This is a genomic window from Nitratireductor pacificus pht-3B (genome assembly GCF_000300335.1).
Lineage (GTDB): Bacteria > Pseudomonadota > Alphaproteobacteria > Rhizobiales > Rhizobiaceae > Nitratireductor > Nitratireductor pacificus.
Genome location: NZ_AMRM01000003.1, coordinates 206582 through 228592 on the forward strand (window position 1 = coordinate 206582; position 22011 = coordinate 228592).

At 65.3% G+C, this 22011-nt stretch carries 20 protein-coding genes and 1 tRNA gene; 7 read left to right on the top strand and 14 right to left on the bottom strand.

Going from position 1 to position 22011, the window contains the following annotated elements:
• Positions 1–123: 123 nt before the first annotated feature.
• The gene (locus NA2_RS04040; RefSeq protein ID WP_008594464.1) at positions 124–1365 is read left to right on the top strand and encodes an MFS transporter; all 1242 of its coding nucleotides are present in this window, start codon (positions 124–126) and stop codon (positions 1363–1365) included.
• Positions 1366–1368: 3 nt separating this feature from the next.
• On the opposite strand, the gene recO is transcribed toward NA2_RS04040, so the two are convergent.
• The 9 genes from recO to rpoZ all read right to left on the bottom strand — a co-directional run bounded on the left by recO (position 1369) and on the right by rpoZ (position 9567).
• On the bottom strand, positions 1369–2112 hold the full coding sequence (recO, locus tag NA2_RS04045; RefSeq protein WP_008594465.1) for a DNA repair protein RecO: 744 nt from the start codon (positions 2110–2112) through the stop codon (positions 1369–1371).
• A gap of 18 nt (positions 2113–2130) precedes the next feature.
• Positions 2131–3072, bottom strand: a complete 942-nt coding sequence (gene era / locus NA2_RS04050; RefSeq protein WP_008594467.1) for a GTPase Era — start codon at positions 3070–3072, stop codon at positions 2131–2133.
• Positions 3069–3788 (bottom strand): ribonuclease III, encoded by a 720-nt coding sequence (gene rnc / locus NA2_RS04055; protein WP_008594469.1) that lies wholly within the window; start codon positions 3786–3788, stop codon positions 3069–3071. Before rnc ends, era begins: the two co-directional genes overlap by 4 nt.
• A 14-nt stretch (positions 3789–3802) precedes the next feature.
• Positions 3803–4552 carry a signal peptidase I gene (gene lepB / locus NA2_RS04060; RefSeq protein ID WP_040676706.1) on the bottom strand — a complete coding sequence of 250 codons (750 nt, stop codon included), beginning with the start codon at positions 4550–4552 and terminating at the stop codon, positions 3803–3805.
• A 118-nt stretch (positions 4553–4670) separates the two neighbouring features.
• Positions 4671–5072 (bottom strand): holo-ACP synthase, encoded by a 402-nt coding sequence (gene acpS / locus NA2_RS04065; RefSeq protein WP_008594475.1) that lies wholly within the window; start codon positions 5070–5072, stop codon positions 4671–4673.
• Entirely contained in the window at positions 5072–5665 is a 594-nt protein-coding gene (locus NA2_RS04070) for a DUF2062 domain-containing protein (protein WP_040676674.1), read from the bottom strand. The genes acpS and NA2_RS04070 overlap by 1 nt, the downstream gene beginning before the upstream one ends.
• A 223-nt stretch (positions 5666–5888) precedes the next feature.
• On the bottom strand, positions 5889–6632 hold the full coding sequence (locus NA2_RS04075; RefSeq protein ID WP_008594480.1) for an NYN domain-containing protein: 744 nt from the start codon (positions 6630–6632) through the stop codon (positions 5889–5891).
• Between the two features lie 138 nt (positions 6633–6770).
• The gene (locus tag NA2_RS04080; RefSeq protein WP_008594482.1) at positions 6771–9023 is read right to left on the bottom strand and encodes a RelA/SpoT family protein; all 2253 of its coding nucleotides are present in this window, start codon (positions 9021–9023) and stop codon (positions 6771–6773) included.
• A gap of 145 nt (positions 9024–9168) precedes the next feature.
• Positions 9169–9567, bottom strand: coding sequence for a DNA-directed RNA polymerase subunit omega (rpoZ, locus tag NA2_RS04085; protein ID WP_008594484.1), 399 nt, complete (start codon positions 9565–9567; stop codon positions 9169–9171).
• A 321-nt stretch (positions 9568–9888) separates the two neighbouring features.
• Between rpoZ and NA2_RS04090 the strand changes: the two genes are divergently transcribed.
• Complete coding sequence (locus NA2_RS04090) at positions 9889–10479, top strand: LabA-like NYN domain-containing protein (protein ID WP_008594485.1); 591 nt, start codon at positions 9889–9891, stop codon at positions 10477–10479.
• Positions 10476–11144 carry a uracil-DNA glycosylase gene (locus NA2_RS04095; protein WP_008594486.1) on the top strand — a complete coding sequence of 223 codons (669 nt, stop codon included), beginning with the start codon at positions 10476–10478 and terminating at the stop codon, positions 11142–11144. Before NA2_RS04090 ends, NA2_RS04095 begins: the two co-directional genes overlap by 4 nt.
• A 62-nt stretch (positions 11145–11206) precedes the next feature.
• Here NA2_RS04095 and smpB read toward each other — a convergent pair whose 3' ends face one another.
• Both smpB and dapA read right to left on the bottom strand, forming a co-directional pair.
• Positions 11207–11680 (bottom strand): SsrA-binding protein SmpB, encoded by a 474-nt coding sequence (gene smpB, locus NA2_RS04100; protein ID WP_008594488.1) that lies wholly within the window; start codon positions 11678–11680, stop codon positions 11207–11209.
• A gap of 26 nt (positions 11681–11706) precedes the next feature.
• Positions 11707–12588 (bottom strand): 4-hydroxy-tetrahydrodipicolinate synthase, encoded by an 882-nt coding sequence (gene dapA, locus NA2_RS04105; protein WP_008594489.1) that lies wholly within the window; start codon positions 12586–12588, stop codon positions 11707–11709.
• A 276-nt stretch (positions 12589–12864) separates the two neighbouring features.
• On the opposite strand from dapA, the gene NA2_RS04110 reads away from it, so the two are divergent.
• Together NA2_RS04110 and NA2_RS04115 are read left to right on the top strand one after the other, a co-directional pair.
• A complete protein-coding gene (locus NA2_RS04110; protein ID WP_008594491.1) occupies positions 12865–14949 on the top strand; it encodes a lytic transglycosylase domain-containing protein in 2085 nt (694 codons plus the stop codon).
• A 161-nt stretch (positions 14950–15110) separates the two neighbouring features.
• Positions 15111–16022, top strand: coding sequence for an alpha/beta fold hydrolase (locus NA2_RS04115; protein ID WP_008594494.1), 912 nt, complete (start codon positions 15111–15113; stop codon positions 16020–16022).
• Positions 16023–16270: 248 nt separating this feature from the next.
• Here the strand turns inward: NA2_RS04115 and NA2_RS04120 are convergent, their stop codons facing one another.
• From NA2_RS04120 to NA2_RS04130, 3 genes are all read right to left on the bottom strand, one after another.
• The gene (locus NA2_RS04120) at positions 16271–17215 is read right to left on the bottom strand and encodes a tyrosine-type recombinase/integrase (protein ID WP_081582602.1); all 945 of its coding nucleotides are present in this window, start codon (positions 17213–17215) and stop codon (positions 16271–16273) included.
• Positions 17216–17598: 383 nt separating this feature from the next.
• A complete protein-coding gene (locus NA2_RS04125; RefSeq protein WP_008594498.1) occupies positions 17599–18741 on the bottom strand; it encodes a porin in 1143 nt (380 codons plus the stop codon).
• A gap of 259 nt (positions 18742–19000) precedes the next feature.
• Positions 19001–19090 (bottom strand) — tRNA-Ser (locus tag NA2_RS04130).
• A gap of 481 nt (positions 19091–19571) precedes the next feature.
• Between NA2_RS04130 and NA2_RS04135 the strand changes: the two genes are divergently transcribed.
• The gene (locus tag NA2_RS04135; protein WP_008594500.1) at positions 19572–20684 is read left to right on the top strand and encodes a porin; all 1113 of its coding nucleotides are present in this window, start codon (positions 19572–19574) and stop codon (positions 20682–20684) included.
• 174 nt (positions 20685–20858) lie between these two features.
• Positions 20859–21971 (top strand): pyridoxal phosphate-dependent aminotransferase, encoded by a 1113-nt coding sequence (locus tag NA2_RS04140; protein ID WP_040676677.1) that lies wholly within the window; start codon positions 20859–20861, stop codon positions 21969–21971.
• Positions 21972–22011: the final 40 nt, after the last annotated feature.

Below are 22011 nucleotides of genomic sequence, written 5' to 3' on the forward strand. Positions count from 1 at the left end.
AACTGAACGGTCATGCAGGATTAATTCATTTGAGCAGATCTCCCCCTCGGGTAATCTGCCGGCCCTTTCCTGCATCACCGTCGGCATCGGCGGCATCCAAGAGAATCGCCCAAGAGAATCGCCATGTCCCAGGCCAGCCCTGCCCGATCCACCCAGCAGCCCACGCTTCCATGGCTGATCATCGTCTGTGGCTGCCTCATCGCGGCGCTGAACTTCGGCCCGCGTTCGGCGATGGGCTTCTTCCAGCTGCCGATGCTGGCCGACACCGGCTGGGACCGCACCACGTTCGGGCTGGCCATGGCGATCCAGAACCTGTTGTGGGGCATCGGACAGCCCATCTTCGGGGCGGTCGCCGACCGTTTCGGCACCTGGCGGGTGCTGGCCCTGTCGGCGGTCCTTTATGCTTCCGGCCTTTTGATGATGGCGACCGCCACCAACACGGCGATGCTGCATATCGGCGGCGGCGTGCTGGTCGGTCTCGGCGTCGCGGGCGCTTCCTTCAGCATCATCCTGGCGGCCTTCGCCCGCAACGTGCCCGCCGAGAAGCGCAGCTTCATTTTCGGGCTGGCGACGGCAGCGGGCTCGGCAGGCATGTTCCTCTTCGCGCCGATCAGTCAGGGCCTGATCGACGCCTTCGGCTGGTCGGACACTCTGATCTACATGAGCATCGCCATGCTGATCGTGCCGATCCTGGCGATCCCGCTGATCGGCAATGCCGCGTCGAACCGGGCGGCGCAGGCAGAATTCCAGCAAACGGTCGGGCAGGCGCTGCGCGAGGCGCTCGGCCATCGCAGCTTCGTGCTGCTCGTCTCCGGCTTCTTCGTCTGCGGTTTCCAGGTGGCGTTCATCACGGCGCACTTTCCCGCCTATATCGGCGACATCGGCATCGACGCCCGCTATGCGGTGATCGCGCTGGCGCTGATCGGCTTCTTCAACATCATCGGCTCGCTGGCGTCCGGCTATATCGGCCAGCGCTATCCGAAGCCGGCCTTCCTGGCGCTGATCTATATCGGCCGGTCGATCGCCGTGACGGCGTTCCTGCTCCTGCCGCAGACGCCGCTCAGCGTCACCATCTTCGCCATCGTCATCGGCCTGTTGTGGCTATCCACCGTGCCGCCGACCAATGCGCTGGTTGCGACCATGTTCGGCACAAGGCATCTCGGCCTGCTGGGCGGCGTGGTGTTCTTCTCCCACCAGGTCGGTTCCTTCCTCGGCGTCTGGCTGGGCGGCTATCTGTACGACCTGTTCGGCAGCTATGATCCCGTCTGGTGGCTCGGCGTGCTTCTCGGCCTCTTCGCGGCCGTCGTGCACTGGCCGATCCGCGAGCAGGCCGTCGAGCGGCCGGTTCTGTCGCCGGCCGAGTAACCTTCAGTCCACGGATGACTGCTTGCCGCGCGCCAAGGCCGCGATGAAGCCGGCGCGCGCGCCCGGCTCCTCGAGGCCGCGCGGCTCGTAGACGTTGCGGTGGAAAAAGAACCCGGTCAGGCGGAACGCCTGGTCGAGCGCGTCGCCTTCGGCGGGCGCCTGCGCGCCGCCCTGTTGCAGGAAGGCCGGCAGCGGCAGCAGCCTGTCGCTCCAGGGTTCGCCGGCTTCCAGCGTCACGGCGCGGCCGGATTTCGGCGAGACATAGGCCAGTTTCTCGCGGGCGCCCGTCAGCGCGCATCGCGACAGGTCGAGGCCAAAACCCAGCTCATCGAGCAGTGCCAGCTCGAACCGCACCACCAGCGCGCCGGCCAGTGCGGCGTCGTCCAGATGCGCGGTGATGATTTTCAGGGTCTCGTAGAGGCCGGCATGCGGGTCGCGCTCGGGCATCAGCCGCAGATGGGCGGCCACGAGCTGGATGCCGTAGACGGCGACTGCGGAAGACAGGAGCCGCGCCGCGTTCAGCTCCAGCGGCTCCACCTGGAACAGGCCCAGATGCTCGTCGAGGCGCGCGCGCCAGACCAGATCGACCCGGTTGCCGGGTTGCAGAAGCGGCTGCATGCGGCGCGAACGCCCGCCCTTGACCATGCCCAGATGGCGGCCATGGGCGGCGGTCATCGTCTCGAGGATGACGCTCGTCTCGCCGTGCCTGCGCGCGCCCAGGATGATGCCTTCGTCACGCCATTCCATGCAGCGACTGTCCTCCCCTCACCCGGGGAATTCAAGGCCCATCTCGCGGTAGCGCTCGGGATCGTTGCCCCAGCCCTCGCGCACCTTGACGAACAGGAACAGGTGGACCGTCTGCTCGAGGATGCCGGAGATGTCCTCGCGCGACGCCTGGCCGACGGCGCGGATGGTCGCGCCCTTGTGGCCGAGCACCAGCTTCTTCTGGCTGTCGCGCTCCACATAGACGACCTGGTCGATGCGCACCGAGCCGTCCTTGCGCTCCTCCCATTTCTCCGTCTCCACATGCAGCGAATACGGCACTTCCTGATGCAGGCGCAGAAACAGTTTTTCGCGCGTGATCTCGGCGGCGAGCTGGCGCATCGGCAGGTCGGAGATCTGGTCTTCCGGGTAATACCAGGGGCCGGCGGGCAGGGTTGCCGCCATGTAGTCGAGGAAATCCCTGCAGCCGGAGCCGTTCAGGGCCGAAAGCATGAAGGTCCGGTCGAAAGCCACCTTCTCGTTGGCGAGCGCGGCGAGCTCGAGGAGCGTCTCGCGCTTCACCCGGTCGATCTTGTTGAGAATGAGCACCTTCGGCTGGGCGACATCCTTCAGCCGGTCGAGGATCGCCGCCGCGTCGCCCTTGATGCCGCGCTCGGCGTCGATCAGCAGCGCGACGATGTCCGCATCCTTGGCGCCGCCCCAGGCGGTGGTGACCATGGCGCGGTCGAGGCGGCGGCGCGGGTTGAAGATGCCCGGCGTGTCGATGAAGACGATCTGCGCCGCGTCATGGGTGGCGATGCCGCGGATGATGGCACGCGTCGTCTGCACCTTGTGCGTGACGATCGACACCTTGGCGCCGACAAGCTGGTTGAGCAGGGTCGACTTGCCGGCATTGGGCGCGCCGATCAGCGCGACGAAGCCCGAACGCGTCTCGGCCGGGTTTTCGGCGGGCTCACTCGTTGAAGGTCTGTTCTCGTCGCTCATGAAGCGGCCTCGCTGTTCTGCCACACGCCTTCGCGTTCCAGCATGCTTGTCGCGGCGGCCTGCTCGGCCTCGCGCTTGGAACGCCCGCGTCCATGGGCGGGCTTGTAGCCCTTGACGCGGACGGCGATGGAGAAGATGGGATCATGATCCGGTCCCTGCCGGTCTTCAACCGCATAAACGGGCGTCGCGCCGGAAACCTGATGCGCCCATTCCTGCAGCGTCGTCTTGGGGTCGCTGCGCGCCGCGTCGGCGGCCTGCGCCCGCTCGCCCCAGTGCCGGCGGATGAAGCCGCGCGCCGCGTCCAGCCCGCCCTGCAGGAAGATCACCGCGATCAGCGCTTCCATCACGTCGGCGCGCAGATTGACCTGTTTGCGGGCCGCCGCGCCGCGCAGGTCGCTGCCGATGTGGATCAGCGGGCTGATCTCCAGCGCATCGGCGATCTCCGCCAGCGTCTCGGCGTTCACCAGCGCGTTGAGGCGGACGGAAAGCTCGCCCTCCGGCGCCTGCGGAAACTGCTCGTGCAGCAGCTCGGCCACCGCCAGGCCCAGCACCCGGTCGCCGAGAAACTCCAGCCTTTGATAGTCGAAGCCGGCCTTGCCGCGGGCGCTCGCATGCGTCAGCGCGCGCTCCACCAGCTCGTTGTCCTCGAACGCGATGCCGGTGCGGGTGCTGACGGCTTCCAGAAGGTCTTTTCCGCGCAGGCGTTTTGCGGCCATCGGCTTGGGCAATCTCAGTCGACCCAGTCGAAGATGCGCGACGGGCGCACCTCGGACGGCCAGCGCCACAGTTCGAGCGGGCTGGCGCCGCCGGCGATGGAAAAGAAGATGATGTTGGCACGGCCGACCAGGTTTTCCAGCGGCACGAAGCCGACCGAGAAGCGGCTGTCGGCGGAGTTGTCGCGGTTGTCGCCCATCATGAAGTAATGGCCCTCGGGAACGACGAATTCGCGCGTGTCGTCGCCGACGCCGTTCGGGGTCAGGTCGAGCGTCTCGTAGGACACGCCGTTGGGCAGCGTCTCGCGGTAGAGATCGACCGGGCGATCCATCTCGGTGACGTCCGCATCGTCGATCTGTCCGATCTTCTCGCGTTCGACGGCCTCGCCGTTGATGTAGAGCGCACCGCCCTGCATCTGGATCGTGTCGCCCGGCAGGCCGACCACCCGCTTGATGTAATCGATCGACGGATTCGGCGGGAACTTGAACACCACCACATCGCCGCGCTCCGGCTCACCGCCCCAGATGCGGCCGGAGAAGAGCGGCGGCGAGAACGGCAGGGAATGCCGCGAATAGCCGTAGGCCCATTTGGTGACGAACAGATAGTCGCCCTCGAGCAGGGTTGGCCGCATCGACCCGGACGGGATCGAGAACGGCTGGAACAGGAAGGTGCGGATCACCAGCGCCAGAAGCAGCGCTTGGATGATCACACTCACGGTCTCGCCCAACCCGCCCGATTTCTTCGTCGATTTGTCGGCCACGCTCATCATATCCTCGGTTCAGATCTTTCGGCTCGGTCTTATCGCGCCCGCGGCCCCGCGGCAATGCGGCAGCGGCGCAGGCCTGTTTATTTCGGTTTCGCGGCGCGCGCCCGCTTTTGCGCGGTCAGCGCCGCGGCACGGCCTCGATGATGACGAAAGCCTGCGCCAGCGGATAATCGTCGGTGATCGTCAGATGGATATGCGCTTCCGTGCCGTCGGGCGTCATCGATGCCAGACGCAGCGCCGCGCCGCCGGTGAGCTGCATGGTCGGCTTGCCGCCCGGCAGGTTGACGACACCCATCTCGCGCCAGAACACGCCGCGCGAAATGCCGGTGCCCAGTGCCTTCGAGCAGGCTTCCTTGGCGGCGAAGCGCTTGGCGTAGGAGGCCGCCCGTTCGCTGCGCCTGTCGGACTTGGCGCGCTCGACCTCGGTGAAGACGCGCTGCGTGAAACGCTCGCCATAGCGCTCCAGGGTCTTGGAGACGCGGCGGATGTCGATGAGGTCGCTGCCGATGCCGATGATCATCAGCTGGTCGCGGTGCGTGGGCCGAGGGATTGCGCACGGGCGCGGCGGCGGGCGCGCTCGGCGAGCCGCTTGCGCCGCTGCTCGCGAAACGTGATCGTCGCCCACCGCGTCAGCACGTAGAAGAACACGGCGAAGACCATCCCGAGTGGCAGGGCGCCGACGGTCATCGGCTTGATCAGCGGCTGCCAGAGCTGCGAGAACTCCAAATGGCGCAGCATCCGCCCGATATGCACGGGCGCGACATTCGCCTCATGGCCGGCATAGAGGATCAGCCGTCCCGTCTCCAGCGTCGCGCCCCAGATGAAAGGGAAGGTCAGCGGATTGCCGACGGCGGTGCCGAGGGCCGAGGCGACCAGATTGCCGCCGACGCACCAGGCCAGCAGCGCGGCGATGAAGAAGTGAAATCCCATGAAGGGCGTGAAGGAGGCGAAGACTCCCGCGGCGACGCCGGCGGCGATGGCGTGTGGCGTGGCCGTCAGCCTCAGGGCGCGCTTGACGAAATACTGCGCGGACCGCCAGAACGAGCGGCGCGGCCACACCATGGTGCGGGTCCGCTCCCAAACATCAGCCGGCTTCCTGCGTCGAAACAACATGCGGTGACACCACGCCCCAGAAAAAACGAATCCCTGCCCACACCGAAGGATAGACTAAGTCTCGCCCCTTAACGACGCGTTCCCACGGACGCGCCATCAACCCGATATAGGCGGGCCGGCTCGCGATGGGCAAGGGAAGCACCCCGCTCTGCGAGGATTTCCCGGCGGGTCGGGCGGACAGGGCAAGGCCTAGCGCGGGGTGTGGGCGGAATTGGGGCGGTGCTCAGCCGGACTTTCCCCTCCGGCGCTTCTCGCGGATCTTCAGCACCCCACCCTCGGGATGGTCGATCTCGAAGGCGTTGGTCTTGCGCACCAGGTCGCTCAGCTTGCGGAAGCCATAGGTGCGCGGGTCGAAATCCGAGGCGAGGTTGGCAAGCTGCGTCCCCAGGGCGCCGAGCGGTACCCAGCCGTCGTCCGGCTCCATCTGCGAGAGCACTTTCCTGATGATGGGCGTCGCCTTGGCGATGGGCTGGAGCGGCTTCTTGGACCTGCCGGCGTCGGGCGCATCGGCCACCGCGTCGGGCAGCAGGTTTTCCGTATAGACGAAACGGCGGCATGCCTGCCGGAAACTCTCCGGCGTCTTCTGCTCGCCAAAACCGTAGACGTCGATCCCCTGCTCGCGGATACGCGCGGCGAGCCGCGTGAAGTCGCTGTCCGAGGACACGAGACAGAACCCGTCGAGCCGGCCGCTGTGCAGGAGATCCATCGCGTCGATCACCAGCGTGATGTCGGAGGCATTCTTGCCGGTCGTGTACGCGAACTGCTGCTGCGGGATGATCGCGTGCTTCGACAGGATCTCCGCCCACGCCTTCGAGCGCGTGCTGGAGAAGTCGCCATAGATGCGGCGGACGCTAGCCTCGCCGATCTTGGCGATTTCCTCGAACAGCCCGTCTGCGATCCGTGCCGAGGCGTTGTCGGCGTCGATCAGGACCGCAAGACGCGGCGAGCGGTTGTCGTTGTTGGCCATGAGACACCTCGTTGCGCGGTTTGCCCGACCGTAGAGCATTTCGCAGTCGGGTGGAATCACCCGGCACCCGCATACATTCGGAGAAACAATGAGATAGAGCGTTCTATCTGCGGACGGCAAACACCGGGCCGTCGGGCCTCAGCCGTTCACCCGGTGCGCGTCGCTGACGCAGTTGCTTTCCTTGAGCTGCGAGACCAGGCGGTTCAGATGCTTCAGGTCCCAGACCTGCAGGTCGAACAGCATTTCGGTGAAATCGGGCGCCGTCCGCTCCATCGAAAGGGAGTGGATGTTGGCATCGTTCGCCGCGATGAGCTGCGCGATCTCGGCCAGCGAGCCCGGCTCGTTGATCGCCGTGACCGACAGGCGCACGGGAAAACGCTCCTTCATGTGCTCGTCGATGTCCCAGCGTACGTCGATCCAGCGTTCCGGCTGGTCGTCGAAGGCGGTCAGCGCCGGCGACTGAATGGGGTAGATGATGATGCCGGACCCCGGATGAAGGATACCGACGATGCGGTCGCCCGGAACAGCGCCTTCGGGCGCGAAACGCACCGGCAGGTCGCCGGAAACACCGCGAATGGGCAGGGCGCCGTGCCCGTTCGTTTCCTTGGCCTGCTCGCCGCCCTTGGCGCGCTTCGCCTTGCGCGACGAGCGGCCGGGAATCTGGAACAGCATGCCGGCGGCGTTGCGGAGGTTGAACCAGCCCTCCTCCCGCTCCTTTGGCGCCTGCGTGACGCGTTCGTCCTTGTAGTCGGGGAAGACGGCGCGCACGACATCCTGCGAGGACAGCTCGCCGCGCCCCACGGCGGCCAGCACGTCCTCCACGTCCTGGCGGCCCAGCCGGTGCAGGATGGGTTTCAGCGCATCGCGCGAAAACGTCTTTCCCGCGCGGTCGAAGGCGCGTTCGAGGATCCGCGCGCCGAGGCCGGAATACTGCTTGCGGATGGCGTTGCGCGTGGCGCGGCGGATGGCCGCCCGCGCCTTGCCGGTGACCACCACCGATTCCCACGCGGCAGGCGGCACCTGCGCCTTGGAGCGGACAATCTCCACCTCGTCGCCGTTCTTCAGTTCCGTCATCAGCGGCATGATGCGGCCGTTGACCTTGGCGCCGACGCAGGTGTCGCCGACATCCGTGTGCACCGCATAGGCGAAGTCGATCGGCGTCGCGCCGCGCGGCAGAGCGATGAGCTGCCCCTTCGGCGTGAAGCAGAACACCTGGTCCTGGAACAGCTCCAGCTTGGTGTTCTCGAGAAAGTCCTCGGGCGTGTCGCCCTCCGACAGCGCCTCGATGGTGCGCCGCAGCCAGGCATAGGCATTGGTGTCGCGCGAGATCCTGTGGTCGGCGCCGTTCACCTTGCCGCCCAGATCCTTGTAGATCGAATGGGCGGCAACGCCGTATTCGGCGATCCTGTGCATCTCGAAGGTGCGGATCTGCAGCTCGACGCGCTGGCGCGACGGGCCAACGATGGTGGTGTGGATCGAGCGGTAATCGTTCTGCTTCGGCGTCGAGATGTAGTCCTTGAAGCGCCCCGGGACCATCGACCAGGTGGCGTGGATGACGCCCAGCGCCCGGTAGCAGTCCTCCACCGTGTCGACCAGCACGCGGAAGCCGAAAATGTCGGAGAGCTGTTCGAAGGAGAGCGCCTTGGTCTCCATCTTGCGGAACACCGACCAGGGCTTCTTCTGCCGGCTCTTCACCGTCGCCTTGATGTGGTGTTCGGCGAACAGGTGCGACAGCGCTTCCTCGATGGCCTTGATGACGCCCCGGTTGCGCTCGAAGAACTCGGCCAGCCGCTCGGTGACGGCGCGGAACGCCTCCGGATTGATGTAGCGGAAGGCCAGCTCCTCCAGCTCCTCGCGCATGTCCTGCATGCCCATGCGGCCGGCGAGCGGCGCGTAGATCTCCATCGTCTCCTCGGCGATGCGCAGGCGCTTCGCCTCGGGCACGTGATCGAGCGTGCGCATGTTGTGCAGGCGATCCGCCAGCTTGACGAGAAGCACGCGCACATCCTCGGAGATCGCCAGCAGAAGCTTGCGCAGGTTCTCCGCCTGATGCGCCTTCTTCGACACCAGGTCGAGCCGCTTCAGCTTGGTCAGTCCATCGACCAGCTTGCCGATGTCGGGGCCGAACAGCTCGTCGATCTCGGCGCGCGTGGCGCTGGTGTCCTCGATCGTGTCGTGCAGCAGGGCGACCGCGATGGTCGCCTCGTCCAGATGCATGTCGGTGAGGATCGCCGCCACTTCGAGCGGGTGCGAGAAATAGGGGTCGCCGGAAGCGCGGCGCTGGTGGCCGTGCTTCTGCATCGCGTAGACATAAGCCTTGTTGAGAAGCGCCTCGTTGACGTCAGGCTTGTAGCGCTGGACACGCTCGACAAGCTCGTACTGACGCATCATGGGCGGCTTCCTCGTTATGACCAGCTGCGCCCGGCTATGCGTCGCGCAATACAAAACATGCGCCGCGGCGTGCACGGCGCATGTTCAAGATAGGCAGGAAACAACCGAGGCGGAAGAGGCAGCCGCGCCCGGTGATGCCTCCAGATCAGAAATCGTCGCTTTTTTCCGGCGCGACCAGGCCCTCGATGCCGGCGAGCAGGTCTTCCTCGCTCATCCGGTCGAAGGAGACGACCTCTTCTTCCGTCTCGGCAACGGCTTCGGCGGGGGCGTCGGTCGGCTCGCTGATGGCCGGCAGATCGGCTTCCGGCTCGTCCACCTCGACATGCTTCTGCAGCGAGTGGATCAGCGCTTCCTTGAGGTCGCCGGGCGAGAGCGTCTCGTCGGCGATCTCGCGCAGCGCCACGACGGGATTCTTGTCGTTGTCGCGATCGACGGTAATGGCCTCGCCCTGGGAAATCTGGCGGGCGCGGTGGCCGGCCAGCAGGACCAGGTCGAACCGGTTATCTACCTTGTCGATACAGTCTTCAACGGTCACACGGGCCATAAGGTGCCCCTTTCATGCGTCAATCTGTGAAGGAATCTTGCGGGTCCATAGCCCGAACGCCGGCGAAATTCAAGGGCGCCTGCCGCTTGCGAGACAGCTCGCACACGCAATTGCGGCGCCGTGATGGCGAAAGCACCGAAAGCGTCCTTCCGGCAGGAGCCAAGACCCGGTTCGCTTGTATTTACAACAATTCCATTTATTGGTTGGAACTATCATTTTCCAGCGCTATTTCATCATAAGTGATAGCTATTTGGGCCTTTTTTGCAACGTGTCGGCTCGGGGCCATTCCGATACGATCTTTTTGACAAGGGATTTTTCAAGATGTTCGATCCACGCGAGAAAATCGCTCTGTTCATAGACGGAGCAAATCTCTACGCGACATCGCGCGCACTCGGCTTTGACATCGATTATCGCAAGCTGCTCAGCAGCTTTCGCGAGCGCGGCTATCTGCTGCGCGCCTACTACTACACCGCCCTCGTCGAGGATCAGGAGTATTCCTCGATCCGCCCGCTGATCGACTGGCTGGACTACAACGGCTACAAGGTGGTGACCAAGCCGGCAAAGGAATTCACCGATTCAGCCGGCCGGCGCAAGATCAAGGGCAACATGGACATCGAGCTGGCGATCGACGCGCTGGAGCTTTCGGATGTCGTGGACCACTATGTGATCTTCTCCGGAGACGGCGACTTCCGCACGCTGGTCGAGGCGCTGCAGCGCAAGGGGCGCAAGGTCAGCGTGGTGTCGACCATCCAGTCGCAGCCGCCGATGATCGCCGACGACCTGCGGCGGCAGGCCGACAATTTCATCGATCTCGTCTCGTTGCGCGACATGGTCGGGCGTGCGACAAGCGAGCGGCCCGTCCGCAAGGCCGAGCCGCAACAGGATGAAGACGAGCCTTTCGACGATTTATGAGTTCCGCCAAAGCGCTTCACGAGCCGCCGCATGATTGCGCGCTGTGTCCCCGCCTGCACGATTTCATCGCCGGCTGGCGCGACCGGGAGCCGGACTGGCACAACGGACCCGTCCCCATCTTCACGCCCAAGGCGGGCGATGATGCGGTGCGGCTACTGATCGTCGGGCTGGCGCCCGGCCTGCGCGGCGCGAACCGCACGGGACGGCCCTTCACCGGCGACTACGCCGGCGACCTGCTCTACGACACCCTGCTGCGTTTCGGTTTCGCGCGCGGCCGCTACGCCGCCCGACCCGACGACGGCCTTGAGCTGGTGGATACGGCGATCATCAATGCGGTGCGCTGCGTCCCTCCGGAAAACAAGCCGGTCGGCGCCGAGATCAACACCTGCCGGACGCATTTCTTCGCCCCGGCGCTGGCGCGGTTTCCCAGTCTCCGAGCAATCGTGACGCTCGGCCTGATCGCCCATCAATCGACCGTGCGGGCGCTCGGCGGGCGCGTCGCCGCGCATCCCTTCAGCCATGGCGGCCGCCAGGAGATCGCCGGGCTGACGCTGTTCTCCAGCTATCACTGCTCGCGCTACAACACCAATACCGGGCGCCTGACCGAGGCGATGTTCGTGGATGTGTTCGGCGCGGTAGAGAGGTTTGTAGCGAATAGCGAATAGCGAATAGAAAAATTGGCGGAGGCGGAGGGAGCGCAAGCAAAACTCCCTATTCGCTCTCTTTCTCACCCATGCTGCTTCAACAGCCTCGCCTTCTCGCGGTTCCAGTCGCGCTGCTTGGATGTCTCGCGCTTGTCGTGCAGCTTCTTGCCGCGCGCGACGGCCAGATGCAGCTTCGCCAGGCCGCGCTCGTTGAAATAGAGCTTTAGCGGCACCAGCGTCATGCCCTCGCGCTCGATGGCCTGGCCCAGCCGCGCCATCTCGCGCTTGGACAACAGCAGCTTGCGCCTGCGGCGCGGCTCATGGTTGAAGCGGTTTCCGGCAAAGTATTCCGGGATATAGGCGTTGATCAGCCAGAACTCGCCGCCCTCGATCGAGGCATAGGATTCCTGGATGTTCGCCTGTCCCTCGCGCAGCGACTTCACCTCGGTTCCAGCCAGCACGATGCCGGCCTCGAGCGTGTCGAGCACCTCATAGGAAAAGCGCGCCTTGCGGTTGTCGGCGACCGTCTTCTGATTGGGATTCTTGTCCTTGGCCATGGTCCTGGATAACTGGGGGCTCTGCCTCAGTTCATCAAGCCCGCATGCTTGAGCGCGGCGTCGATGCGCGCGGCGGTTTCCGTCTCGACCGGCACCAGCGGCAGGCGCTGCACGTTCTCCATGCGGCCAAGGCGCGACAGCGCATATTTCGCGCCGCCCGGATTGGGTTCGATGAACAGCGCCTTGTGCAGCGGCATCAGGCGGTCCTGCAGTTCGATTGCCCGTGCCCGGTCACCCTCGAGCGAGGCCTTCTGGAACGCGGCGCAGAGCCGCGGCGCGACATTCGACGTCACCGAGATGCAGCCGACGCCGCCATGGGCGTTGAAGCCCAGGGCAGAGGCGTCCTCGCCCGAAAGCTGGATGAACTCCGCGCCGCAGCTCGCCCGCTGCTCGCTGACACGGTCGACCTTGGCCGTCGCATCCTTGACGCCGACGATGTTGGAAAAATCCTTCGCCAGCCGGCCCATGGTCTCCGGCGTCATGTCGATGATCGAGCGCGGCGGAATGTTGTAGATCACGATCGGCAGCTTCGTCGCGCGCGCCACGCTGGCGTAGTGCTCGTAGAGGCCGCACTGGTTCGGCTTGTTGTAATAGGGCGTGACGACCAGCACGCCGTCCGCGCCGACCGTCTCGGCATATTGCGCCAGAGCCACGGCCTCGCGGGTCGAGTTCGAGCCGGCGCCGGCGATCACCGGAACGCGCCCGGCGGCAACCTCGACGCACAGGCGGACGACCTCGCGGTGCTCCTCATGGCTCAGCGTCGGCGATTCACCCGTGGTGCCGACCGGAACCAGCCCGTTCGTGCCCTCGGCGATCTGCCATTCGACGAAGTCGCGGAACGCTTTCTCGTCCAGGCTCCCGTCCTTGCCGAACGGCGTCACAAGCGCTGTGAGGGACCCCCTGAACATGATGGCGAACTCCTGAATGAATTGGCTGGTCTGCGCCGGCGGCAAGCCGGCGCCGGACGCTTCTAACCGAAGATCAAGCGGCGCACCATAGTCTTGCCATCTCCAGGCTGCAAGAAGCGGGAAACTGTGCCGATTTTGCACTTGCGTCGATTCGACGAAGACCGGGGCCAACGCCCGGACGAAACGGGCGCCCGGTGCTTAATCCGCACTTCACATGTGATCGATAGAGTAGCCGTACGGCACCATTGCCCGTGCGTCCTGGGAAACCGCCGCCCGATGAAAGTCCGCGCCGCCCTTCTTCCTTTCCTGCTGGCCCTCGCGCCGGTGTGTGGCCTGACGCAGGCCGCCGCCGCGCAGGACCTGCCTGCGGTCGCGCCGACGCCGTTTGCCCGGCCCAATGCGGTGACCGCGCCGGAAGCCGCCATCGACCAGGTGACGAGAACCGCGACCGTCAGACCAACCCTGCCCGACGGCCTTGATGGAAGAGACGCGCAGGCGATGCTCGCCGGGCTCGATGCGCTTTCACTCGGCCGGCTCGACGAGGCCCGACACCTGCGCGACGGCCTCCCCCGCAAGGCGCTGGAACGGCGGCTTCTGTCCTGGGCCATCGCCGTTTCGGGCCTTCAGGGGCTGACAAGCGCCGAGATCGCCGCGACGGCGGAGGATCTGTCCGGCTGGCCGGACATCGCCGGCCTGCGCGCGCATGGGGAGCGCGCGCTCTACCGCGAAAACGCCTCGCCCCGAACCGTCCTCGACATCTTCGCCCAGAGAAAACCGGAGACCTATGAGGGCGCGCTGGCCCTGGCCCGCGCGCATCTGGCGCTTGGCCAGCAGGACCAAGCGCGCGCCGTCCTGTCGCCCGTCTGGCGGCAAGCCAAGCTCTCGGCCGCGCAGGAGACCGCCTTTCTCCGCGAATTCGGCGCGCTGATCCCGGCCGCCGACCACCGTTTCCGCATGGAACGCATGCTCTATGAGGACCGCGTGCGCTCGGCCGAGCGGGTGGCGAAGCTCGGCAATGGCGAGGCTCTGGCGAAGGCCTGGGCCGCCGTCATCCGCGGCGGCAGGGACGCGCCCAAGCTGCTCGATGCGGTTCCGAAGGAACAGCGCAGCGCCGGCTATCTCTTCGCCCGGACCCGCCATCTGCGCCGGGCGGGCGATTACTCCGAGGCCGCTGCCGTGATGCTGCGCGCGCCGCGCGATGCCGCCGCGCTGGTCGATCCCGACGAATGGTGGATCGAGCGGCGTGCCCTTTCGCGCGAACTGCTCGACGCCGGCGACGCCGGGACCGCCTACCGCGTGGCCGCCGCGCACGCCGCCGAAAGTCCGGCGCGCGCCGCCGACGCCGAGTTCCACGCAGGCTGGTACGCGCTGCGCCACCTGGACGACGCCGGCCGCGCGGCGACGCATTTCCTGCGCATCGCCGCTCTCTCGGAGGGACCGATCTCCAACGCCCGCGCCTATTACTGGCTCGGCCGCGCGGCGGAGGCCGGCGGGCCGGGCGATGCCACGCAGTATTATGAGCGCGCCGCCTCCTTTGGCGCGGCGTTCTACGGCCAGCTTGCAGCCGCAAAGCTCGGCCGCTCGGCGTTGGCGGCCGCCTATCCCGTTCCCACCGACGCGGAACGGCGACGGTTCTCGGCGCGCGAGACCGTGCGCGCCATCAGGCTTCTGGAAGGCACGGCCCATGAATGGCGCGCCGCTGCCCTCTACCGCGACCTGGCGGGCATGCTCACCAATCCCGGCGAACTGGCCCTGCTGGCGATGATGGCGGAAAGGCGCGGCGACCACATGTTGGCGCTGCGCGTCGGCAAGATCGCGGCCGGCCGCGGCATGAGCATCGGGTCGCTGGCGCATCCGCTGGGGGCCATCCCCTCGGAGGCGTCGATCCCGCCCGACCGGAAGGCGCTCGCCTATGCGGTGGCGCGGCAGGAGACCGAGTTCAACGGCGGCGCCGTCTCACCCGCCGGCGCGCGTGGACTGCTGCAGCTCATGCCGGCAACGGCGCGGGAGATGGCGCGCAGGAGCGGCCTGCCCTATTCGCGCGACCGGCTGACGCAGGATACGGCCTACAACGCGACGCTCGGCTCGGCCTATCTCGACGAGCAGCTCGAGCGTTTCGCCGGGTCCTATGTGCTGACCTTCGCCGGTTACAATGCCGGCCCGCGCCGCGCTTCCGATTGGGTCGAGCGCTATGGCGACCCGCGCGGGCAGAACATCGACGCCGTGGTCGACTGGATCGAGCGCATCCCCTTCGCCGAGACGCGCAACTATGTGCAGCGGGTGATGGAGAACTACCAGGTCTACAAGATGCGCCTGTCCGGGCGGGTCGAGATCGAGGCGGACCTGGCGGCCGGCGGCTGATTCACGGCAAGCCCTTCCTTTCAGGCATTCTGCCGCTCGCCTTGCGTCGCCGCCGCGCGCTCCCGAGTCATCGACGGGCCATGCCGCCATCTTCCTGCTTCTCCGTGCCTCTGCAGGCGTCAGGCGTTTCCACCGCACCGCAAGATACTCTATAGCTGTCGATGCGGAAGCGGATCGTGCAGACGGAGGACGGGGCGCCGGTGGCCGACGAGACCTATAGCGACATCTATTATTCGGCGCAGGACGGGCTTCGCCTGCACGCCCGGCTCTACGGCGCCGGCAATGGCGGCCTGCCCGTCATCTGCCTGCCCGGTCTGTCGCGCAACGCGCGCGACTTCCACGCCCTGGCGGTGCTCCTCTCCCAGAAGCACGGGCGCAGGGTCGCCGCCTTCGACTATCGCGGCCGCGGGCTTTCCGACTACGATCCGGACTGGAAGCGCTATGACGTGGCGGTGGAGGCCGCCGACATCCTGGCGGGCCTGACCGTGATGGGGATCGAGCATGGCGCCTTCATCGGCACGTCGCGCGGCGGGCTGATCGCGATGGTCCTCGCCGCGACGCGGCCGGCGGCGCTGAAGGCGGTGATTCTCAACGATATCGGCCCGGTGATCGACGGCCATGGCCTGGCGCATATCCGCTCCTATCTGAAACGCGCGCCGCGCCCGCGCAACCTCGCCGAGGCCGTCGTGATCCAGAAGGCGGCGCATGGCGACGATTTTTCCGCCCTGACGGATGCCGACTGGGCGCGCTTCGCCGAAGCGCTCTACCGGGAAAAGGACGGTTTCCTGTCGCCGGACTTCGACCCCAGGCTCCTGAAGGCGCTGCAGGCGATTGACCTCGACCAGCCCCTGCCCGCCCTGTGGCCGCAATTCGACGGGCTCGCTGCCATGCCCCTGATGGCGATCCGCGGCGCAAACTCCCGCCTGCTCTCGGCGCAGACGCTGGCGGAAATGGCGGCGCGCAATCCGGCGATGGAACAGATCACCGTCGAGGGTCAGGGACATGCGCCGCTGCTTGAAACCGGAGACCTGCCGAAGCGCATCGCCGCCTTCATCCGGAAGGCCGAGCGGTAGAGCATTTTGCTGTCAGGCGGCAGCACCTGACGTCCGGGCAATGCAGAGGGACAGCGTCCCTTGCGCGTCCGAATGGACGTAACGCGCCGTAGAGCGGTTCCCGTTTGACGGCCGCGTTATACCACCGGATGGAATCACCTGACGCCCGCAAGCGCAGAGAAGCACGCAGAGGGAACGGAACAGCGTTTCTGTGAAACGATGAACCGACCCAGAGGCGACGCGCCTCGCCGTCCCGGCCGCTTCCGTTCTCAGTCGCGGCCGGCTTTCTTCCCACGGCCGGTCCTGCGGCAGCCTTCGAGCACGCTCACGCAGGGGTCCAGATCGCTGGTCGCCAGATGGGCGTAGCGCATGGTCATGGTCAGCGTCTGGTGGCCGAGCCACATCTGGACGCGGCGCAGGTCGATCCCGCCCTGCACCAGCCGCGAGGCGCAGGTGTGGCGCAGCGCGTGCGGTACCACCTGATCGTCCTGAGACAGGCCGACCTCCGCTTTCGCCTCGTTCCAGACCGTGCGGTACTGCGCCTGGCGCAGCATCGCGAACGGACCCTTGGCACCGTCTTTGGGAATGGAAACCGCCTTCTGCGCGCGTTGGGTCAGAGGCACGGACCGGGCGCGGGCCGATTTGGTGATCCAGAAGCTGGCGCGTCCGTCGATCACGTCGTTCCAGGTGAGACCGAGCGCCTCGCCCAGGCGACAGCCGGTGTCGACCAGAAAGACCGATAACCTGCCCATGTCCTCATTGCGTCGCCGGATGGCCGCGAACAGCATCTGCTCTTCGTCGCGCGAGAGGAAACGAATCCGTCCGGATCGCTCCTTCTGACGCCGGAACTCCGGCAAGCTATGGATGTCGCCCATCTTATGCGCCTTCCGCAGAAGCTTGCTCAGCGCGGCCATCTTTCTGTTGATGGTCGCGTTGCTGTTTCCGCGGGCACGCAGTTTCCCGACCAGATCGTCAAGCGTTTCCTGGTCGAAGGCGCTAAAGCGCTGCCCCATCATGAGCTCGTCGAGCTCACCGATGAAGAAAGTGACGTTGTATCTGTGCTTTCCCGGCTCCCAAAGTATGTCAGCATACTTTGCGAAGAGTTCTTTCAAACTAAACTCAGAAACGAGCCGAAGACGCTCGCTGCCAAACGTTACCGAATAGCGGGAAACCGATAGATTCCACTCGCCATCCGAATCGATTACCAAACTCATGTTGGGTAATTTCCCGGACGCGTTATGTTTCTACTGTCGGTATCCCTCTGAGTGCCGCCCCACCCCTGAAGCTGTAAAATCTCAGTTTCCCCAAACGTATTTCAGTCCCCAGAAGGATACTACTGCTGTCCGCTCAGGAAGGTCCATCGTTTTTTGCACACTCCCGGATCATTGTTCATAAACCATTGACCGAGAGGTATTTTTTAGGCGGTCCTTTTGACCACCGAGTGGGTACGGCTTCGAAAGCCGAGCCGTTCATCCCTGTCAAACCTCTCCACACAGCCGGGAACCGGCCAGGTGGCGCCCGCGCGCCGACAGGAAATTCCGGAAATGAAGCCCGGCGGTATGCCGCCGGGCTTCACATTCCTACCTAAGCGCTTGGCTTAGAAGTCACGCTGGAAGCGCAGGAAGCCGTTCCAGCCATCGAAATCGCCAGCAGGCGTGTCGAGCTTGCCGTAGTTGACCGCCAGCTTCGCGTTGAAGTTCTCGACGATCGTGTAATCGACGGTTGCACCAACGCTGAGGAAGTTAACATCGCCACCGAACGTGGTCGAAACCAGGTCATGACCAACGTCGCTGTAGTACTGCGCACCAAGCGAAGCCTTCAGCTTCGGCGTGAACTTGTAGCCGATCAAGCCGCCGACGGACCACTCGGAACCAAACCGGAGCGAAGATGCATAGCCGGTTCCCGTAACGTTGAACGGATCGACGGAGTAGAAGTTCATGCCGCTTTCGTAGGTGGCAATGGCTTCAACCCAGAGGCGGTCAGACAGGTCTGCCTTGACGATACCCTTGACGGCGAACTCTTCAGCCGTGGCGTCGTAAGCAGCCCAGAGGTTTACGCTACCCCAACCCTGGGTAAGACCGACCTTACCAACAACGTTCGGCGTGTAGTCGTAGTTCGTGTCAGCTTCTTCGAGCGCCAGGGTCACAGCGACGCCGTTGCCGGGCACGAAGGTGTAGCTGATGAAGTGAACGCGATCACCGCCACCGCTGTCGAACTCACCGGACAGGCCGGCGTCGTAGAGCGTGTCGGAGAGACCCATGGAGAGGCCGCCGAGCGAAATGATTGCCTGCTGGAGGCCGACGGACGAACCAACGCCGAGCGACAGAGCATCGCCGTCGTTGACACCAGGCGCCGGGAGAGGACCAGCAGTGGTTGCCCACGGCGTTGGCGAACCGGCCGGCGTGTAGCCAGCGTGGTTGCTGTCAGCGCGCAGCTTGATGAAGGCGCCGAGCGTGCCGTACTCGGTCTCCGAGCGGGCGTCGATGTTCAGCTCGCCGCGAGCGAACTTCTTCCAGCCGTCGTCGTCCTCGGTCCAGTTGATCTGGTAGCGAACCATGCCGCTGATCTTGAGGCAGGTCTCGGTGCCGGGGATGTAGAAGAAGCCTGCGCCGTAGACGTCGCAAACGCGGACATATTCCATCGCTTCCGGCTCGGGGACGACGATCGGATCGGCAGCCTTGGCGCCGGTCGCAGCGGCCATCAGGGCCGCGGAGCCAATCAGAAGGCTCTTGAGTTTCATGTTCTGACCTCCAGTCAGAATCGCTGAAATCTCAAGGGAAAAAGAGGCAAGCAATTGATGTTAAACGGTTAATAAAAGATCTCTGCGGCCATGCCTCTCGAATCCGCTGCAAAAGCGGAACAATGGAAACGCTAGGGAAACAGGGCCGGGAGACCGAGAGAGGTTCCAGAATCGGCGCCAAAGGCCGCGACCGCGGCCCGGGCTTTCGCCCGCCCCCGCGGAGGTGTCGAGTGAAGCGAGACTGCCGTGAGCGCGATAATGGCGGAGAGGATGGGATTCGAACCCACGAGACCCTTCCGGGTCTACTCCCTTAGCAGGGGAGCGCCTTCGACCACTCGGCCACCTCTCCGGCGAAAGGCTGGATAAAGAAAACCCGCCGCACAATCAATACGGCATTCGCCTTTCACCGCCCTATTATAGTGTCGCGGCACACGGAGGAAGCCGTTTCGTGCTCCCGGCGCGCATTCCGGGGCGCTGCGAACCGGGAATCGGTGCCGCCCGGCGAATCTCCGGTCCACGATTCGTCGTGCCGGCGGTGCATTTCGCGACGAATGAGCCGACGAACAGTGTCCTGGCGGGCGCCAAGAGTTAAAAAAGTCTGACCCGCACCGCCAGATCGTGTCATTTGTGCAACAGGCGGAACGGATAGCATGTCGCTACCGCCTCTCGCCGCGTAATCGCAGTTGAACCGGCGATCCGCATGAGTAATGTCAGGCTCGGAAAGGGGCGTGAAAGCGCAAACTTTTCTTTTCTTGGGGATGGGGCAGGGAACGCTGTCCTTCAGCAAAATACCCAGACCCGTATTTAGAACTTTGACTGGAGGTCAGAACATGAAACTCAAGAGCCTTCTGATTGGCTCCGCGGCCCTGATGGCCGCTGCGACCGGCGCCAAGGCTGCCGATCCGATCGTCGTCCCCGAGCCGGAAGCGATGGAATATGTCCGCGTTTGCGACGTCTACGGCGCAGGCTTCTTCTACATCCCCGGCACCGAGACCTGCCTCAAGATTAGCGGCATGGTTCGCTACCAGATGGGCTTCTCGAACGGCGACTTCGGTGATTCCGATGGCTGGGACAAGTATGCTCGCGGCGAGCTGAACATCGACGCCCGCTCGGAGACCGAGTACGGCACGCTCGGCGCCTTCATCAAGCTGCGCGGCACCAGCTCCAACGACTCGGCTCTGGCGACCGTTGGCCTGAACGAGGGTGATGCATACTCGCACGGTGTGACGAGCTCGGGTGTGAACCTGCAGCAGGCGATCATCTCGCTCGGCGGCCTCTCGATGGGTATGTCCGACTCGATCTGGGATACGGGCCTCCATGGTGAGCAGGACCGCGGCTACTTCCCGTACTCGCGCGTTCACTTCATCGGCTACAACTTCGTAGGCGGCAACGGCTGGTCGTTCACCGCCATGCTCGAAGAAGCCGACGAAGACTACGATTGGACCCCGAATGTGGTCGGTCGCGTCGGCCTCACCCAGGGCTGGGGCTCCGCGAACCTCTATGCCGCGTACGACGCAACGGCTGAAGAATTCGCGATCAAGGGCATCATCAAGGCGAACCTCACCGATCGCCTCTTCGTCGAAGCCCTCGCCCAGTACGAAAGCGGCATCAGCTTCTACTCGGCCAACCCGTTCGACGGCATCGCCACGACCACCTACGCCGGCACCGCGATTCACCCGGGCGCCGAATGGACCGTGGCTGCTGTGCTCGGCTTCAAGGCCACGCCGAAGCTGACCGCTTCTATCGGCGGCGCGTACTACAGCAACGTCGGTCATGACGTCGCTCTGGTTGACGTCGATGCCTGGAACCTCGGCACGACCCTGGACTACCAGATCGTCCAGAACTTCAACGCGAAGCTTGCCGTCAACTACACCAGCTTCGACACGCCGGCCGGCGATCTCGACCAGTGGCACGGCTTCCTCCGCTTCCAGCGCGACTTCTAATCCGAAGTCCCGTTACTGGATAAGGCAAGGCCCGGGATTTTCCCGGGCCTTGTTTTTTTGCCCGACATCGCGCGGGCTGCTTCCTCTCTCCGCGCGGCGGCAAAAGCTGTACCGTTCGCGCCGGGCTTGCTGTAGGGTCGCGCCAGTTCCAACCGAAGCGCCGACCCTCATCCCATGACATCACGCCCCCCGCTCACACCGCTCGCCGGCTCCCTGCCCTCCACCGTGCCGTTCGTCGGCCCGGAGACGCAGGAACGCGCCATGGGGCGTCCCTTCCGCGCCCGGCTCGGCGCCAATGAAAACGGTTTCGGCCCCTCGCCCCGCGTCATCGCCGCGATGAGCCAGGCGGCCGGCGACGTCTGGAAATACGGCGACCCCGAAAGCTTCGCGCTGCGCAGCGCGCTCGCCGCCCGGCATGGCGTCGGCATCGGCAACATCGTTGTCGGCGAAGGCATCGATTCGCTGCTCGGCCTCGTCGCCCGGCTCTACATCGAGCCCGGCACGCCGGTCGTGACCTCGCTCGGCGGCTATCCGACTTTCAACTATCACGTCGCCGGTTTCGGCGGCCGTCTCGTCACGGTTCCCTACGACGGGGACCGCGAGAACCTCGAAGGGCTGCGGGAAGCGGCGATCCGGGAGCGCGCGCCGCTCGTCTATCTCGCCAATCCCGACAATCCAATGGGCACGTGGTGGGACGGCGCGGAGATCGCGGCCTTCGCGGCAAGCCTGCCGGAAACGACCATGCTCGTCCTCGACGAGGCCTATGGCGAGACGGCGCCCGCATCGGCCCTGCCGCCCTTCGACACCGGACGGCCCAATCTCCTGCGCATGCGCACCTTCTCGAAGGCCTATGCGCTGGCCGGCATGCGCTGCGGCTATGCCATCGGCGAGGCGGAGACGATCCGCGCCTTCGACAAGATCCGCAATCATTTCGGAATGCCGCTCATCACACAGGCGGCCAGCCTGGCCGCGCTCGAGGACGAAGCCCATCTCGCCGCGACGCTGGACAGGATCGCCGCATGCAGGAGGCGCATCGCCGGGATCGCCGCGGCGCATCATCTCAAGGCCGTCCCGTCGGCGACCAACTTCGTCGCCATCGATTGCGGCGGCAGGGAGATCGCCGAGGCGGTCATGCAGGGGCTTCTGGCGCGCGACGTTTTCGTGCGCAAGCCGGCGACACCCGGCCTCGACCGCTGCATCCGGGTCAGCGTCGGGCCGGAAGACGAGATCGCCTGCTTCGAGGAAGCCTTCGGCGAGGCGCTGGCGGCGGTCCACAACCGGCGCTGATGGCGGCGGAGCCTTGAGAAAGCGATTCCGCCGACCGCGC